Origin of the sequence: Bacteroides sp. D1, from assembly GCF_000157095.2 — a bacterium.
In the GTDB taxonomy this organism is placed as follows: Bacteria; Bacteroidota; Bacteroidia; order Bacteroidales; family Bacteroidaceae; genus Bacteroides; species Bacteroides xylanisolvens.
Window position 1 is genome coordinate 431,672 of sequence record NZ_JH114331.1, and the last position, 16,356, is coordinate 448,027.

Annotated in this window: 12 protein-coding genes; 8 read left to right on the forward strand and 4 right to left on the reverse strand. The window is 38.9% G+C overall.

What is annotated here, in order from left to right; all coding sequences use genetic code 11:
- Window positions 1-21 precede the first annotated feature (21 nt).
- From BSAG_RS19865 to BSAG_RS0222560, 4 genes are all read right to left on the reverse strand, one after another.
- Window positions 22-1,071, reverse strand: coding sequence for a DUF6371 domain-containing protein (locus BSAG_RS19865; RefSeq protein WP_008016790.1), 1,050 nt, complete (start codon window positions 1,069-1,071; stop codon window positions 22-24).
- A 59-nt stretch (window positions 1,072-1,130) separates the two neighbouring features.
- Entirely contained in the window at window positions 1,131-2,516 is a 1,386-nt protein-coding gene (locus BSAG_RS19860) for a DUF3987 domain-containing protein (RefSeq protein WP_004314641.1), read from the reverse strand.
- On the reverse strand, window positions 2,509-2,865 hold the full coding sequence (locus tag BSAG_RS25440) for a helix-turn-helix domain-containing protein (protein WP_008770352.1): 357 nt from the start codon (window positions 2,863-2,865) through the stop codon (window positions 2,509-2,511). Before BSAG_RS25440 ends, BSAG_RS19860 begins: the two co-directional genes overlap by 8 nt.
- 775 nt (window positions 2,866-3,640) lie before the next feature.
- A complete protein-coding gene (locus tag BSAG_RS0222560) occupies window positions 3,641-4,675 on the reverse strand; it encodes a hypothetical protein (RefSeq protein WP_004314639.1) in 1,035 nt (344 codons plus the stop codon).
- 457 nt (window positions 4,676-5,132) lie between these two features.
- Here BSAG_RS0222560 and BSAG_RS19855 point away from each other — a divergent pair, with 457 nt between their 5' ends.
- The 8 genes from BSAG_RS19855 (at window position 5,133) to BSAG_RS19820 (ending at window position 16,213) form a co-directional block, all read left to right on the forward strand.
- Window positions 5,133-5,675, forward strand: coding sequence for an RNA polymerase sigma-70 factor (locus BSAG_RS19855; RefSeq protein WP_004314638.1), 543 nt, complete (start codon window positions 5,133-5,135; stop codon window positions 5,673-5,675).
- 70 nt (window positions 5,676-5,745) lie between these two features.
- Complete coding sequence (locus BSAG_RS19850; protein ID WP_004314637.1) at window positions 5,746-6,732, forward strand: FecR family protein; 987 nt, start codon at window positions 5,746-5,748, stop codon at window positions 6,730-6,732.
- Window positions 6,733-6,893: 161 nt separating this feature from the next.
- Window positions 6,894-10,217 (forward strand): TonB-dependent receptor, encoded by a 3,324-nt coding sequence (locus BSAG_RS19845; protein WP_008016795.1) that lies wholly within the window; start codon window positions 6,894-6,896, stop codon window positions 10,215-10,217.
- Between the two features lie 15 nt (window positions 10,218-10,232).
- A complete protein-coding gene (locus BSAG_RS19840) occupies window positions 10,233-11,873 on the forward strand; it encodes a SusD/RagB family nutrient-binding outer membrane lipoprotein (RefSeq protein WP_004314635.1) in 1,641 nt (546 codons plus the stop codon).
- 33 nt (window positions 11,874-11,906) lie between these two features.
- Complete coding sequence (locus BSAG_RS19835) at window positions 11,907-13,028, forward strand: glycoside hydrolase family 18 (RefSeq protein WP_004310491.1); 1,122 nt, start codon at window positions 11,907-11,909, stop codon at window positions 13,026-13,028.
- A 32-nt stretch (window positions 13,029-13,060) separates the two neighbouring features.
- On the forward strand, window positions 13,061-14,203 hold the full coding sequence (locus BSAG_RS19830; RefSeq protein ID WP_004310490.1) for a DUF1735 and LamG domain-containing protein: 1,143 nt from the start codon (window positions 13,061-13,063) through the stop codon (window positions 14,201-14,203).
- A gap of 346 nt (window positions 14,204-14,549) precedes the next feature.
- Complete coding sequence (locus tag BSAG_RS19825) at window positions 14,550-15,092, forward strand: RNA polymerase sigma-70 factor (protein ID WP_008770350.1); 543 nt, start codon at window positions 14,550-14,552, stop codon at window positions 15,090-15,092.
- A gap of 149 nt (window positions 15,093-15,241) precedes the next feature.
- Window positions 15,242-16,213, forward strand: a complete 972-nt coding sequence (locus BSAG_RS19820; protein WP_004310488.1) for a FecR family protein — start codon at window positions 15,242-15,244, stop codon at window positions 16,211-16,213.
- The last annotated feature ends 143 nt before the right edge of the window (window positions 16,214-16,356 follow it).

Below are 16,356 nucleotides of genomic sequence, written 5' to 3' on the forward strand. Positions count from 1 at the left end.
TTTATAAGGATTGAATCTTCTTTATTTGCTCTCGAAATGGAAGTCTACCAATTCCAAATTGAGGAGTTCTATCAACTTCTTAAGAGAGGGATTTTTCTGGCACATACTTTGTAATATGGCTTCACCAGACTTTTCTTTTATCAGATAATCTGCAATGTCATATCCGTTTTCTTTTTCCTCTGCACTTGCATGCTGACCCAAATAGTCAGACAGTATAACGTTGATGCCTTTTCGTCTCATCAAGCATGCTTTCTTTTGCCATTCATCTTCCATGCCGATGTCCGGAAAGAGGACCACATTCCTGCCACAAAGAATGTCAATGTGGTGTTCATTAAAACAGCCATTCTTCCCTCCTGTGGCTAACCATATATAATTAGGTATATAAACGGAAGCTATGATGGCGGTTTTTTCACTCTCAACAATGGCTATTGGTTTATTATTGCCGGCCAGCAGGTGTTCACCAAAGAAACATTGGTTGAGTGTAAAAGCGGGAAGGTTAAGTATCGTATGAACCCATGAGATTTTAGCATATGGTTCTTTTACACGTTTGCCGGTATTTGGATTATAGAGCATGACTTTACCTGTATGTACTCTGCCTTCTGTGTCCACTTGCCAAAATACAGTAGAATTACCCCATTTTTTGGCTGTACCAACATGATACATTTGCATTTGTTGGATGGCGGTTTTTGTTCCGAGTTGTCCACACAGATATACATATAGGTTGTTGCGTTCGTAATGACGTAGCGACTGTTCCATAATCCGTCTGTCAATAAATGATGCGTCCATTGCTTCTGGTGTAAAAGGTTTTACATCCTTTGTGGTAGGGGGAGAGAAAGATTGTTCTCTTGTCTTTTCCCTTTCGTTTGGATTCTTGTCGAAATACATAGATGGGGAATAGTGATAACCGCATTTGTTCTCGCGATTGCATTTACCCACATAGTCAGGAAATTCAATACTGCTTTCAATGTCAATATAGCGTGAGAATTGAAACTTTTTTCCGCAACTTGGACAAGTGTAGCGGTTTCTTTTACTCCTGTTATATGGTTCTAATATGAATCTATAATTCGTCATATGCATTAAGTTTTTGTGATTGCCAAATTGCTAAAATGCTAAAATCGACCATGAATTTGTCAATTTGGCATTTTGTCAAGTGCCTTTTGATAGTGCCCATGCCGATGAATAAGGTATTTAGTGCTTGCCTTTTTTAAGAACCTGTCGAATGTGCTTGGATTCCATTCCTGTTGTATTGCTATCTCCAATCCTTCTGCACGGCTGAATTCTTCTGGGAGTTTGTCCAATAGTTCTTTCTGCTTGGCAGTTAGAAATATTCCATTCATCATGTCGTTAACCAATAAAGCAGTTCCTTTGTAGTAATCTACCAGTTTGATAGCTTTAGTAACCGTGTCAAAATCCACTTTATCTGCGCTTCCTTCATTACAAAGCCATTTGCAGACTTGGATAATGATACAAAAGCGGTGAATGAATATCTCAAATTTGCTATAGATACCTTTCTTTTTGTCTGACTCTTCCTCGTTAATCATATCAGTCCAGTTTCGCTGCCATTCCAGTAGAAGTTTCTTTGCTTCTGGCTCATATTCTATTGTTGTTGGTATTACGCGGCCCGTTTCATCTGTTGAAATTTTCAAGTGAATGAGTTTTTGAATGATATTATGCCAATCATCGTAATAGGAAGCGTCCATGTCTGTATCATTCCAATAGGATTTTTCTTGTTCTTCTGGAATTGCAAACAGAATTCTTTCGGCAAAGCCATTGTTGCTTTTACTCCCTTTGAGCATTTCAGTAAGAATGGTCGGTTGTATTGTCCCAATGATACAAGCAAAAGGGTCGTCGATGCAATTGTTGTTTGTATCTCCTTTTCGGTCAGATATATAGAAGCTTCCGTTAAAAAGAGAAATGTAAAACTGTTCTTCGGAACCATTACTGTAACGGGTAAAATTTTTTACCCAAGCTTGAAGTTCATCCATGTATAAACATATCCCCCTACGATTCTCGGCAAGAGCCTTGACCATTGCTTCCTGTGTGATATCAGATACCAAGAAGCGTTTGCGAACGGGCGATGTGGGGGCTGTCTCATATCCCTGTTCTAGCCGTTCCTTCTTGTTCATTTCCATAATCTTGTTGTAGCGATTCAGTTCCTCGCTAAATTTTCGGTATTGCTCCATATCAAATTCAAAATATGGACGTAGAACCGTACGAAGGGGATGGCTTTTGTTTGCACCAGGTCTTCCAACAAGCGCCATATAGAGGATATCTTTAACTGTCCATTCACTTTTGAATTTCAATGCATGAGTGTTACCTATGCCTACTGCTATGGCAACTAACATACTTGAGGCTGTATAGTCCACCGGATAAGTCAATGCTTCTTTCATTTTCCAGATGATTTTACGAATCATTGTGGGGAATATCTCAACCGGAAACTGAGACTTGCAGACTTGATTTATCAGCTTGTCCGCATCTTCCATGATTCCTTTTGCGGTAATTCTTGTCTCATTCATAAACTTCCCCTTTCTGAATACGTTCCACATCGGATAATTTGTAGCGTACCTTATTGCCTACTTTTGTAGTGGTCAGGTATCCATCCTTGTTCCAGCGCCAAAGAGTAGAACGGTCAACTTTTAGTCTTCTAGCTGTCTCTTCCACGCTTAAATACACTTCTGGCTTGTTTTCTCGCTTCTCCAATAGACGGTTAACTGCGTTTTGAACAACATTTTCTAAATCATCCTTAGAGACAATCATTAGTGTCTGTGTGCTTTTGTTGAATTCGTTCATCATATTTGTGAGAGTGGGTTTGTTGGCAGCCATCATTGGTGATACATTCACCGCTGCACCCACTTGGGTCTCCACTCGTTACAATGATGAAATAACGGCTTTGACGCTGCAAATGTAATATGCTAAAATTGATATGCAAAGGCTTGAAATATTACTTAATAAATTGATAATAAGCTGAATAGATAAACTTTTGCCAAATACTAAAAAGGGAAAATGCCAGAACCGTTCCACATCGTTTGCTACATAATAATCAGAGTAGTGTCCAGATGTTTGAGTGAATTTAGACGATATCATGACAAGTTAGCATAATTGAATAAAATATGAGTATCCAATAGCTGTTTACACTTTGTGCCACATTATTTGCCACATTTTTGCCAATAGAAGAAAGGGGGTATTGTCCACTAAACACAAAAAATCGGACAACAATCTTTAACATTTGATTGTGTGCCCGATTCTATTTTTAATGCAAAATGTTGAGTGTTGACTATACTTCTTCTATTATGTTAAGTTCCTTGTCAACCTTATAAAGTGGTTGTTTGTATGCAGCACTCATTAGGATAAAACGGTCTTTTAGGGATAAGGAAGAATAGTGTTTAACTGCGTTGCTCCCTTCTTTGTGATGTCCTGAAACATACATGTTGACTTGTACCTTTGTCAACATATCTATATGTGTTTTACGACAAATTTTGCTACTACCCATAGAGTAAAGAGGCTTATAGATATTTTCAGAAGACTTTTCATCGAAGATTCTTACCTCTCTGCCTATCTGGCAATATTCGAGCAATCTTCTGATTTTCACGTTATAACCGCTCTTGCCCGTAACATATTTAAGAATAGGAAAGTTGAATTGCTATTTCTTTATTAAGTCTAACGCATATCTTACGATAGGGATTTCCACTTCATCCTTATGCTCGTTGCTTTTTAGGGTCTTTTGTGGTAGATAACGTAAATATGGAATACCATCAGTACTTACTGTAACTTTATCCATGCTGAGAGCTTTGTAATCTTCAATACGACTTCCAAAAGCGCATTGAAGTAGAAAACATTCTTTCGCTTCCTGTAAAACTTCCGGTACTTCAGTGTTCATAACCTTTAAAAGTTCTTCCTGTAGCAGATAAATAGGCGCATCATAGCTTTCTTTCATTACGGCTTTTCTTCTATTTCTACCAAGTTTTCTGAATGGGGACACTTCTATTTCGTCTCGTTCTTCCAATTCTGTATAGAAAGCCTGTAACATCCTTAATTTTATGGCCACTGTATTTTGCGCACGTTCTTTGGTGGGCAAGCACTGTTGTTTAACATCGGCATAGAGCGATGGGTATTTATCTACATATTTATGCTCTTCAAAAAGGAAAATACGTAAATCCATTAAATCGTCAGCTGTAAAATGCTTCGGTAATATGTTGGTCTGATTGTGTATAGTCAAGTATCGCTTCAGTTCCTTGTAGAGACCATTGTATTGAAGGACTCTTTTTTCTGCAAAAGTGCCGTCACGGAATCCCTCTTTGATAAATCGGTTGTATCTTTCCAACAAAGTTTCCTCTTTTGTTATTGCGATATAATCTTCTGGATGCAGGCACCGGCTAATTGTTTCTTCAAATAGATCTGCTGTTATAAGACTTTTATCCATCTTTCCACATAACTCTATATATGCGGCCTCAATCGCTTTTATTTCTTTATCTATTTTCTCTTTGAGTTCATGGTTGTAGATAGAGACCTTAGGACGAAGTGTGCCGTCATCTTCGAACTTTGATAAATCTTTAAGGTCGGCCTTTATCTCACTCTTATGGTAAAGGTCAACTCCACGCCCGTCTCTTAATCGGAATCTGAGTTTGATGGTTCCCTCTGATTTTGTGGTTCTTCTGAATAATGTTAATCCTTTCATAACATACCATTATTTAATGTGGTGCAAATATATAAAAATTGCACCACTGAACTGCAATATTGCACCACAAAAATGCAATTTGGTTCAAAAGATTAATATTTATAAATATGTGTATCAGTGTATTAGATTTTATTTGCGTTGTATGTGGGTTTAATTCCTGATTCCCGCTTCGAGTACGAGTATTCTTTATAAGGCTTCATGAATCATTGATTCATGAAGCCTTTTTATTTTTATGGGTGTATAATATACATTTTATTTATTTTCTGGAAAGCTCTATATGATAGCTGCTTGGAAGAAATAAACCAAAAAAGAGTTATAATATTTTTTTATTGTGTTATTAATCTTTTATTTTGCTTTTAGATTATGATTTAATGTATAATATTATATTGAATCATTCCTTAGACCTAAATATATGTAATATTTGATTTAACCGCTAACACTGAAAAATATTAGAGAGATGGAGAATAATGACAGGCAGATTGAATTAAAGTTTCAGAGGTTTTTCACTGTAAATTTTCCAAAGGTAAAGAACTTTGCTCAAATGCTGCTAAAATCGGAAGCGGATGCAGAAGATGTGGCTCAAGATGTTTTCTGTAAGCTCTGGTTGCAGCCTGAGTTGTGGCTGGATAATGATAAAGAACTAGACAATTATATTTTTATAATGACTAGAAATATAGTTCTGAATATCTTTAAACATCAACAGGTAGAACAGGAATATCAGTCGGAAGTTATAGAGAAGACTCTTCTTTATGAATTAACAGAAAAGGAAGAGATCTTGAATAACGTATATTATAAGGAGATGTTGATGATTATTCAACTCACCCTGGAGAAAATGCCGAAGCGTCGGAGGTTGATATTCGAACTTAGTCGTTTCAGGGGATTAAGTCATAAAGAAATAGCTGATAAACTCGATGTTTCTATCCGAACAATAGAGCATCAGGTTTATTTGGCATTGATCGAATTAAAGAAGGTACTCCTCTTTTTTATTTTTTTTCTCTAATATTTTTAAGTAGTATGTATGTAGTAGTTGTATTTATTGTATAAAGCCCAAAAAAGAAAGAAAAAGATTCATGAAAAATTATATTCAACAACTCGTAGAATTATTCGGCCATAATAGCTATTCAGCCGGAACACAGAAGAAAGTGCAACAGTGGTTGGCTGATGAGGAGCATGTTGATGAAAAGAGTGAGGCTCTTCGTGAGCTATGGAAACAAGCCGGAGAGCAGAAAGTGCCTGATGGCATGCAACAATCAATACAACGAATGCGGCAGAATCTGGGAATGCAGTCTATCACTTCACGTAGAAATTACCAGTTGCTTATATGGAGAGCTGCAGCTATTTTCTTGTTAGCAGTCTCATCCGTTTCTATTTATTTGATGTTGGAAAAGGAACGGCCGGAAAAAGATTTAGTTGAATGCTATATACCGACAGCGGAAATTCGTGAACTTACATTACCGGATGGTACATATGTCATGCTGAATTCGAAGAGTATACTACTATATCCGGAAAAATTTACAGGAGAGACTAGAAGCGTATATTTGATTGGTGAGGCCAACTTTAAAGTGAAACCGGATAAGAAGCATCCTTTCATTGTAAAGGCCAATGATTATCAAGTTACTGCTTTAGGTACTGAATTTAATGTAAATGCTTATCCGGAAAATAGCGAACTGATGGCTACTTTGCTGGAAGGTAGTGTGAAAGTTGAATTCAATAACTTGCTGTCCAATATTATTTTAAAGCCTAATGAACAGTTGGTATATGACAAACATACGAAAGCGCACAATCTGCGGATGCCTGAGATAGATGATGTGACGGCATGGCAACGTGGGGAATTGGTTTTTAGTAATATGTATCTGGAGGATATTTTTACAAGTCTTGAACGCAAATTTCCTTATGCTTTTGTATATAGCCTTCATAGCTTGAAAAAGAATACATATAGTTTCCGCTTCTCCAAACAGGCGAATCTGGAGGAAGTTATGAAGATTATATCGCAAGTTGTAGGAAATGTAAACTATGTTATCAAGGGAAATAAGTGCTATGTAACTAGTAAAGAATAAATATATTGTAGAACCTTTTAAATTTAATACGTAATGCAAAAAAATACCCGGAAGGAATGGCCGTTCCTCCCGGATATGAAATCAATCTCTTTTAATATTAGCGTAATATTGACGCTATTCTGAATGATCCTAGAATAATAACCAATTAACTAATACTAAAGATGCTACAAATCTACGAAAAAATAGCAGAAAAAATAGCTCATAAGCGGGTCTTTCTCACTTTTTTAAGTCTTATTCTTATACAGACTTTCGCTTTGGCTCAAAATGATAGTAAAATAACTATCCAGCAGAAGAACATCACTGTCATTGATGCCTTAAAAACTGTGGAAAAACAGTCCAAAAAGTCTATAAATTATAGTGATTCCGAATTAAAAGGAAAAGTAATAGCCCAGTTAAACTTGCAGAATGCATCCCTCGAGACCGCACTTGATACCATCTTAAAAGGGACGGGCTTTTCATTCCAGATTCAAGGTAACTACATCATAATAGCTGAAAAGAAGCCTGTAGTTGCACAAACCCTTAAAAATATCAAAGGAAAGGTTACTGATGAAAGCGGTGAACCGTTGATTGGAGTAAATATATCTGTGGATGGTAGTTCTACAGGTACGATTACCGATTTCGATGGTAACTTTACGATCAAGGCGGCAGAGAAATCTATTCTCAAAGTATCTTATATCGGATATGCTGCACAGATAATTCCTGTTTCCAAGAAAGATTTCTATCCGGTTGTAATGAAGCAGGATACAGAAGTGCTCGATGAAGTTGTTGTGACGGCATTGGGTATCAAACGTGCAGAAAAGGCGTTGTCTTACAATGTACAACAAGTCAAGGGAGATGCTCTGACTACAGTAAAAGATGCTAACTTCGTAAACTCGCTGAACGGTAAGATAGCCGGAGTGAGTATTAACAAAAGTGCTAGTGGAGTTGGTGGTGCGACACGTGTTGTAATGCGTGGTGCAAAATCTATTGAAGGTGATAACAATGCTTTGTATGTGGTGGACGGTATTCCTTTGTTCAATACCAATATGGGAAATACCGACAGTGGTATTATGGGTGAAGGTAAGGCCGGAACAGAAGGAATCGCCGACTTCAATCCCGAAGATATTGAAAGTCTTTCTGTTTTGAGTGGTCCTTCGGCTGCTGCGTTGTATGGTAGTAGTGCCGCTAACGGTGTAATTTTGATTACCACTAAAAAAGGAAAAGAAGGAAAACTTTCAGTGCAGTTCTCTTCTTCTTCAGAGTTCAGCAAAGCTTATATGACTCCTGAGTTTCAAAATACGTATGGTAACAAAAAAGATATGTATGAAAGCTGGGGTGAGAAACTGTTGACTCCTACAAGTTATGATCCTAAGAAGGATTTCTTTAATACCGGAACAAACTTTATTAATTCGGTTACGTTGACCACCGGTACGAAATCGAATCAGACTTTTGCTTCTGTTTCTTCTACCAATTCCAAAGGTATTGTACCTAATAATGAATATGATCGTTTGAATTTCACAATCCGTAATACGGCAACTTTCCTTAATGATAAATTACAACTCGATTTAGGTGCGTCGTATGTGAAACAGAAAGACAAGAATATGGTATCGCAAGGACAATATTGGAATCCGGTGATGGCCGCCTATTTGTTCCCTCGTGGTGAAGACTTTAATGGAATTAAGTCATTCGAACATTTCGATGAAAGTCGCCAACTTCCGGTTCAGTATTGGCCGGTGGCAGATCCGGTATATGCTTCACAGAACCCTTACTGGACTGCTTATCGCAATGTAGCTACGAATGAAAAGAGTCGTTATATGTTCAACGTAGGGTTGACTTATAATATTACCGATTGGTTGAATGCGACAGCCCGTTTCAGAATGGATGACACACATGTATTGTTTGAACGCAAGATTTACGCTTCATCCGACGATAAATTTGCGGAAGGAAAGAAAGGACTGTATGGATACAATAACTATGAAGACCGTCAGGAATATGCCGACTTTATGTTGAACGTAAATAAACATATAGCTGATTTCAGTATTTCTGCCAATGCGGGTTGGAACTATTCTAACTATTGGGCATTGGAGAGAGGATACAAAGGGACATTATTGGGAGTGCCCAATAAATTTGCGGCTTCTAATATCGATCCGGCTAATGGTCGTATCTCAGAAAAGGGTGGTGATAGTCGTGTACGTAATCATGCTGTTTTTGCCAATTTGGAACTTGGTTGGAAGAGTATGCTTTATTTGACGCTGACCGGACGTAATGACTGGAATTCACGTTTGGTGAATACCGATGAAGAATCTTTCTTCTATCCCTCAATCGGTCTGTCCGGGATTATTTCCGAGATGGTCAAATTGCCCGAATTTATCTCTTACCTGAAAGTTCGCGGTTCGTATACGGAAGTCGGTGCGCCTGTATCCCGTTCGGGACTGACTCCGGGTACGGTAACTACCCCTATTGTGGGTGGTGCATTAGATCCTACCGGTATCTATCCGTTTACTGATTTCAAGGCAGAACGTACAAAGTCATACGAATTTGGATTAAGTCTGAAGTTGTGGAATAAATTAAGTGCGGAGGTAACCTACTATCATTCTAATACATACAATCAGACTTTCTTGGGTGATCTTCCGGAATTTACCGGATACAAGCAGATTTATTTGCAGGCCGGTAATGTGGAAAATCGTGGTTGGGAGGCTTCATTAAGCTATTCCGATCAGTTTAAGTTCGGATTAGGAATCTCTTCAACATTGACATTCTCTCGTAATATAAACGAGATTAAGGAGATGGTTGAAAACTATCATACGGATTTGATGGATGAACCGATTAATATTCCGGAGGTTTTGAAGGATGGTGGTCGTGTCATCTTGAAAGAAGGCGGAAGTATCCACGATATTTATGCCAACACCTTCTTGAAGAAAGACCACTTGGGATATGTTGAGGTAAAGAGCGACGGAACCTTTGGAATGGAAAAGGGGGAACCCGTTTATTTGGGAAAAACTTCTCCTGATTTCAATATGGGATGGAGTAATATGTTGACATACAAAGGCTTTGGGCTCGGATTCCAGATCAACGGACGTTTTGGAGGCGTGGTGACCTCTTCTACAGAGGCATTGCTTGATCGTTTCGGTGTATCCAAACGTTCGGCTGAGGCTCGTGAAGCGGGAGGCGTATTGTTGAAGGGACAAGGTCTGGTAGATGCGAAGTCTTATTATCAGATGACAGGTACGGGAAATTATGAAACTTCCGGTTACTATGTATACAGTGCCACCAATATTCGTTTGCAAGAACTTACCTTTAGCTATACTATGCCTAATAAGTGGTTTGGTAACGTGTTGAAAGATGTTACAGTTTCGTTTATAGCCAACAATCCTTGGATGTTGTATTGCGAAGCTCCGTTCGATCCGGAACTGACTCCTTCCACTAGTACTTACGGACAAGGTAATGATTATTTTATGCAACCGAGTGTTCGTAGCTTTGGCTTCGGTATTAAATTTAAATTATAATACACCTTCTTTATTATGAGAAAAATGAATCATTTTAAACTATTAGCGGTGATATGCGCAATGACGCTATTTGCCTCATGCAATTTTGAAGAAATCAATACCAACCAATTTGAGATGAGCGACGGAGAAGGTGCGATGGATGGTTTTGAAGTCGGAGGGCTGATTACAGCTATGCAACGGACAGTGATTCCCGTAGGCACACAGGCTGATGATACAGATGTTATCAATGAATATCAAATAGCTTATCATCTGTCGGCCGATAATTGGAGTGGATTTTTTGGCGAGAACAACAGTAACGGTTGGAACGCAGGTAGTAACAATACTACTTATTATTTGTTGGACAATTGGATAAAAGCGACCTATACACAGTCTTATACCAATGCTCTTGATCCTTGGAAGAAATTGAAAATAGCGTCCGAGAAAAATGGTACGCCCGAAGTCTTTGCTTTGGCTCAAATTCTGAAGATTTCCGCTTGGCACAAGACACTTGAAAGTTTCGGTCCGATGCCTTATTCTCATGCGGCGGACGCTACAATGAACATTCCGTTCGATTCGGAGAAAGAGGTGTATACGGCGATGTTTGAAGAATTGACCGCAGCCATTGAAGAATTAACGGAAAAGGCGGAAAATGGGGTGAATGTAATGGGCGCTTATGATGCGGTATATGCCGGAGATGCTACCAAATGGGTGAAATACGGCAATTCGCTGATGCTTCGTTTGGCTATGCGTGTCCGCTTCGCTGATGCGGAACTGGCGAAAAAGTATGCTACTCAAGCAGTGAATCATTCTATTGGCGTGATGACGGCTAAGGATGATGCGGCTCAAATGAGTCAAGGAGCGGGTATGACTTTCCGCAACAACATTGAATGGTTGGCAGGCAACTATAATGAAGCTCGTATGGGTTCTTCCATCTTTTCTTATCTGATGGGATATGAAGACCCGCGTTTGAGCGTTTATTTTTTGCCGATGGATGGTAATGCCTCTTATGGTGTTGAGGCTTTCGACGGAAAAACGTATCAAGCGGTGCCGGCAGGGCATGCCAATGCGCAGAATGACATCTACAAATCTTGCTCAAAGCCCAATATTCAAAGTGGAACTCCTACATATTGGCTGCGTGCATCGGAAGTTTATTTTTTGCGTGCGGAAGCAGCTTTAGTGTGGGAAGGTTTCGGCAGTGCGAATTCATGGTATAAACAGGGCATTGATATGTCTTTTCAGGAGAATGGTGTGACCGATCCTGTAGACGATTATATGAATTCCAATTTGTCACCTCGGGCATATGTTTTTTCCCATTATCAGTATGGGCAAACACTTTCTGCTCCGTGTGAGACTACTGCCAAGTTTGAAGGAACAACAGAGCAGAAGTTGGAAAAAATTATGATTCAGAAGTGGATTGCTTTGTTTCCTAACGGACAGGAAGCGTGGACGGAATGGAGAAGAACCGGTTATCCGAAGTTGAATGTCATTAAGACTTTGAAAGGAGCAGTGCAAGGCGCAACTCTTGAGGGCGGTATTCGCCGTATGATTTATCCTACCAGTTTTTCTCAGACTAACGAGGGAAAGGCTATTTATGAAGCAGCCTTGAAGTTGTTCAATAACGGTGCAGGTGGCGAAGATAAGTCTTCTACCCGTTTGTGGTGGGATTGTAAGAGATAACCTACATGTATCATTTTAATACAGATGAAGAATATGAAATCATTAAGAAAATTGTTATATATTATTCCATTGACAGGCATGATGGTAACTTCTTGCATGGATGTGGAGAATATTGAGATAGACCATATAGGCGGGTATGCCACAATGAACAATGCGGAGAGTGAGGCATATTATGCCAATCTGCGCGCCTATAAGGCGACTGCTTGGAATTACAATCGTCCCGTAGCTTTCGGATGGTATTCCAATTGGGCGCCTGCTGGAGCTTATCGAAGAGGATATCTCTCTGCTATGCCCGATAGTATGGATTTTGTTTCAATGTGGAGTGGCGCTCCAGGACGTTATGAAATCACTCCGGAGCAGAAGGCAGATAAAGAGTTTGTGCAAAAGGTGAAAGGAACGAAACTGTTGCAGGTAAGTCTGCTTTCTTATCTTGGTAAGGGTGCGACACCAAATTCGGTATACCTCGAAGTGGAAAAACAAGCGGAGGAAGAAGGCTGGTCGGCGGCTCAATTGGAAACGGCGAAGAAACAAGCCCGTTGGAAATATTGGGGATTTGAAGGTCAGTTTGAAAGTGAAAACCATTATGCATGTCTGGCGAAGTTTGCCAAAGCTCTGTGCGATTCTTTGTATGCAAACGAATGGGACGGTTATGATGTAGACTGGGAAATCGGTAGTGGTGTGTTTGATATGGATGGCACATTGAGTCAGAATAAGCATTTGATTCATTTGGTTAAAGAAATGAATAATTACATTGGCCCGAAAAGCGATCCGGAAGGTAAAGGACATAAAATGATCTGTATTGATGGAAATATTTATGGGCTTACCCATGAATTGGATGAGTATGTCGATTATTGGATTATACAAAGTTATGGTAGTTCCAATCCCGGTTTTGATGGTTATGGCGTTGATCCTAAGAAAATAATCTGCACAGAGAACTTTGAAAAGTATGCCACTAATGGAGGTCAATTGCTGAAGCAGGCTGCTGCTATGCCGCGAGAAGGTTATAAAGGTGGAGTAGGAGCTTATCGCTTCGATAATGATTATGACAATACGCCAAATTATAAATGGATGCGTCAGGCTATTCAAATCAATCAGCGGGTTTTCAATGAATGGAAAGCGAAACAAAACGAAGCGGAAAATAAACCGCAGGAATAAGTGGACTTATAAAATTCTAAAACAGTAAAAAGATGATGAATAAACATATATTCTATTATTTGATGGTAGGTAGTATGGCGTTATTGTTGGGCGCTTGCAACGACAGCATGAATGACCTGCTGGAGCCTAAGGTTTATTTCGAAAGCAAGGAATATAATTTCTCGGTGGAAGATGAAATGGATGTAATGACATTTGATCTGGTTTCAAGACTCTCGTCAGCAACTTCCTCTCAGGTAGACGTATCATATAGTGTAGCCGAACCAAGTGTAGTAGACGAATACAATGCAAAGTATGGCACAAATTATGAGATGCTTGATGTTTCGCAGGTAAAGCTAAGCAGTACGACATCTTCTATTTCGAGTGGAAAATTGTATGCGGATAATGTAGAAGTCGAACTTTCCGGTTTAGAAGCTTTGAAAGCCGGGAACTCGTATGTTTTGCCTATGCGGGTGCATTCGTCTTCGGTGTCGACTCTTTCCGGAACAAACATTGCATATTTCTTTTTCTCCAAACCGTTGAAAATTACCAAAGCTGGTAACTTCAGTAATCACTATATTTCTGTGAAGTTCCCTGTCGGTACTTTCTTCTCGTCATTCACTTACGAAGCATTGATTAATGTGGATTATTTCCTCGATAATAATACGATTATGGGAACCGAAGGTGTGATGATCCTCCGTATCGGTGATGCGGGAGGAGGAATTACTCCTAAAGATTATTTGGAAGTGGCCGGAAGACAGAACTACCGTGTAACGAAACCGTTGTTAACAAATCGTTGGTATCATGTAGCGTTGACTTATGATCAACCGACAGGAAAAACAGGCATTTATGTAAATGGTGAGAAATGGGCTGGTTCAGATTGGGGGATTGACGGTTTTGATCCGAATTCGGATATGGGTTTTTATATTGGTAGAATCTATGGTTTCAAATGGGGTGAACGTCCATTCCATGGTAAAATGAGTGAAGTCCGTGTTTGGAGTGTAGCCCGTACGGAAAATCAACTTAAGCAGAATATGCTGGGTGTTGACCCTGCTTCAGAAGGCTTGGCACTTTATTATAAACTAGACGGATCGGAGACTCAGGAAGGTGGAGTTATCAAAGATGCCACAGGGCGTATAAACGGTACTACAAATGGAATTACTATTAAGACGTTGGATGCTCCGATAGCTATCAATTAATGGAACACACAAATTTGTGAGAGATTTTGCTCTTTGCATTTTTGAATATGAGTGAAAGCCTGCTTACTGAAAAGATAATATTCTTTGGGTAAGCAGGTTTCTTTTATTTATGTTTGTTTTATGAAGAAGTTACTATTTACCCTGTTTATATCTTTTCCATCTAAATGTTTTTGCCAGTACCTCAGAAGGAAGATTAATGCTGACGTGCAAATTATAATCAAGGCATTTCTTTTCTTCTTTATAAGGAAAAGGTATTTTAGCTAAATTTAAATTTTCTCTAAAAAGTTTCCTTTTTATGAGTAAAATGTATTTCTTTGCAGCGTTTAATACTTATGGATATACTGGAATGGCTCAAATCAATTTCAACTCGATATATACTGCTTATTATAGGAAAGCCTTCCTATTTACCTTGTCCTATGTCCATAATGATTTAGTAGCAGAAGATATTGTATCAGAAGCCATTATCCATTTATGGGAACTAAGTAAAGAACGGGAAATCCCAAGTGTTGAAGCGATTTTGATTACTTATATTCGCAGCAAATCACTCAATTACCTGAAACATATACAAGCACAAGAGAATGTTTTTCAAACTTTGCTTGATAAGGGACAGCGTGAATTGGAAATTCGTATATCAACATTGGAAGCATGTGACCCGAAGGAAATATTATCAGAAGAATTACGGGCAAAAGTGCATGCATTACTAGAGAGTATGCCGGAAAAAACTCGTATTGCTTTCATCCACGATCGCCTAGATGGAAAATCCCATAAAGAAATAGCCGAAGAACTGGGCATTAGTGTAAAAGGAGTAGAATATCATATCAGCAGAGCAGTTAAAATGCTGCGTGATAATCTAAAAGATTATGCTCCATTCCTTTTCTTTTTCATCTGAAAAGAAGGAAAAGGCCTCCTTGTTTGCTATTTTTTTAAGCACTAACAAAAAAATCACATTTCTTACTAGGGAATCTCTTTAGTGAGTGGTATTCTTAATGAAAGGGGGAATAATACCCCTATTCTCATAACTTATAAATTATTTATTGTATGGATAAGGAATTACTATTAAAATATATTGCAGGCAAGGCATCCCAAAAGGAAAAGGAAGACGTTGCTACATGGATTGATGCAGATGCAGCCAATCTTAAAGAATTCATTTCTCTTCGTAAGAGTTATGATGCATTCATATGGCAAGACACAGACGCATTCTCAAAGAAGACAAAAAAGACAATTTCATTGCATCCTGTTACACAACGAATCTTGCGGATTGCGGCAGTATTTGTTGTAGCTTTCGGATTAAGTTATGCAATGATACAGGTTCTCCAAAAAGAGGATATAGAAATGCAGACTGTTTACGTTCCTGCCGGACAACGCACATTGGTGACACTTGCTGACGGAACTACAGTATGGGTGAATGGGAAAAGTACATTAACTTTTCCGAATTGTTTTTCTTCCCGTACACGTAAGGTGGAACTTGACGGAGAAGCCTATTTTGATGTTCGGAAAGATCCGGAAAAACAGTTTATAGTCTCTACGGCTCACCAGTCTGCCATAAAAGTTCTGGGCACAAAGTTCAATGTAAAGGCATACAAAGAAGCCGATGAGGTAATTACTACATTAGTTGAAGGAAAAGTTAATTTTGAATTTAACAACGCTAGTCAGCAACCGCAGTATATTGTGATGGCTCCGGGACAGAAGCTGGTCTATTATTTCCAGGATGGAAAGACTGAACTCTATACAACTTCCGGTGAAAGGGAGCTTTCATGGAAAGATGGCAAAATCATTTTCCGGCAGACCTCCCTACGGGATGCACTGGATATCTTAGCGGATAGATACAATGCTGAATTTGTCGTTCGGGAGAATGTTCCTCATGACGACTCATTCTCCGGTACATTTACCAACCGGAATCTAGAACAGATACTCAATTTTATCAGTGTCTCTTCAAAAGTACGTTGGCGTTATCTGAACAATAATGGAACTGCCGGTAAAGAAAAGATAAAAATAGAGATATTTATTTAGTATTGGAAAATATAAAACCTTAAAAAACAAAACTTATTGCCATGAAAAACAAAGATCCTTAAAGACAAAAATACGGGACGATATTGGCCGTATCTTCCCGTATGAGCCTCAGTAATTGTGAACTACTTGTTTGCAGACAAGTA